Here is a 2,091-nt window from a genome sequence, read left to right as displayed (position 1 = left end):
TCGCGCACAACGACCTTGCGGCGACCGACGAGGAGACGCCGCTGGTGCTGTCGGCTGCGAGCCTGCTCGCCAACGACACGGATGTCGATGCCGGAGACACGAAGACGCTCGTGTCGGTGTCGGCGATCTCGGCCTGCGGCGCGACGGTGCGGATCGAGAACGGCAGCGTGGTCTACGATCCGCGCGCGGCGGCGGCGCTGCAGGCGCTCGGCGCCGGCCAGACCGCGACGGACACCTTCACCTACACGATGCGCGACGCCGCCGGGGCGACCTCGACCGCGACCGTCACCGTGGCGGTCGGCGGCCGCGACGACCTGCCGACCCCGGACGGCATCTACCGGATCGGGACCGAAAGCTTGGTGAATACGGTGACGGCGGGCTGGCAAAGCGCGTCGAAGGCGGCCGGGCTCGCGACCGGCGGCTTCGTCGTCACCTGGGTGGACGGCGGCCCCGTCAGCGACGGCGAGGGCAGCAGCATCAAGGCGCAGATATTCGGATCAGCGGGCGACAAGGTCGGCTCCGAGTTCCTGGTGAACACCGGGACTGCAAATTACCAGGATACACCGGTCGCGGCCGGGCTCGCCAACGGCGGGTTTGTGATCGCGTGGAACGACGACAGCGGGACGCTCGGCGACGACGGCCGCGGCATCAAGGCCCAGGTGTTCGATGCCGCTGGCGCAAAACTCGGGCCGGAGTTCCGCGTCAACACCGAAACCGCCAGCAGCCAGGTCTGGCCGTCGGTGACAGCTCTCTCTGGCGGCGGCTTCGTCGTCGCCTGGGACGACAGCAGCGGCATGGGCGGCGACAGCGACCACAGCGTCAAGGCTCAAATCTTCGGCGCGACCGGCGCCAAGGTCGGCCCCGAGTTGCTCGTCAACACGACAACGGCGGGCTGGCAGGGGCTGGTGACGATCACCGGGCTTGCGAACGGCGGCTTCGTGGCCACCTGGGAAAACCAGCCGAATAGCGGCGGCGGTTACGGCATCGAAGGCCAGTTGTTCGATGCCGCTGGCGGCAAGATCGGTTCGGAGTTTGCGATCAACACCAGCGCGACCTCCGGTCTCGACACTCGCCCGACGGTGGCCGCACTGGCGGATGGCGGCTTCGCCGTCGCGTGGTGGGGCTCCACCGCAAAAGCCCAGATGTTCGACGCCTCGGGCAACAAGGTGGGGTCCGAGCTCGCATTGACGGACCCAACCCAGTATCGCGAGCCACTCGGTATCGCCGGACTGGCCGGCGGCGGGTTCGTGGTTGCGTGGGTCGATTATCGCGGCACGCTCGACGACACCGATTGGTGCGGCATCACGGCCCAAGTGTACGGGTCCGACGGGACCAGGATCGGCGAGGACTTCCGCGTCAACACCCAGATCGCCAACGCCCAATGGCGGCCGGCGGTGACCGCTTTGGCGGACGGCGGGTTCGCCATCACCTGGACCGACAGCAGCGGCACGCTCGCCGACGCCAGCGGCACCAGCGTCAAGATGCAGGTGTTCGGCGACGCGCGGGCGCTGGCCACGGCCAAGACTGCCACGGCCAAAACCTTCACCGGAACGGCGGGCAGCGATACGCTCGCGGGCGGAGTTGGAGCGGACATCCTGGTTGGCGGCGCCGGCGACGATCTGCTGATTGGCGGTGGCGGCAACGACATCTATGTGTTCGGCACCGGCGACGGTCACGACCTCGTCGACAATTCGGCACCGGACGGGCGCGCCACGGCGGAGGGTACCGCGCAGATCGGGGTCTCCAAGCTGCAGCTCTGGCTCGCCCGCGCCGGCGACGACCTCGCCATCCGCATCCTCGGCAACCAGGACCGCCTGACGATCGACGACTGGTTCGTGGACAGCAACCACCAGCTCGCAACCATGCGTTCGTCGGACGGCTTTGCGCTGAGCAACGACGCCCTCGGCCAGCTGGTGTCGGCCATGGCGACGTTCGAGGCCAATTACGCTTCGAGCCACAACGGCGTGGCCTTCGATCCGGCCACGGCCAACGGCAGCATCACCGACGCGGCCGTCCTCGCGGCGGTGAACACGGCCTGGCGGCAGGCCGCGGCGTGATTGAGAGTCCTCAAGCCGCGCTGGATGGGCGACT

General features: G+C 68.9%; 1 protein-coding gene. It reads left to right on the top strand.

The window, feature by feature from the left end; all coding sequences use genetic code 11:
* Positions 1-2,057: cadherin-like domain-containing protein (locus F1193_RS16835; protein ID WP_170263741.1), on the top strand; the 2,057-nt coding region annotated here is incomplete at its 5' end.
* Positions 2,058-2,091: the final 34 nt, after the last annotated feature.

Source organism: Blastochloris sulfoviridis, from assembly GCF_008630065.1.
Taxonomy (GTDB): domain Bacteria; phylum Pseudomonadota; class Alphaproteobacteria; order Rhizobiales; family Xanthobacteraceae; genus Blastochloris; species Blastochloris sulfoviridis.
This window is presented reverse-complemented; position numbering and strand designations above follow the sequence as displayed.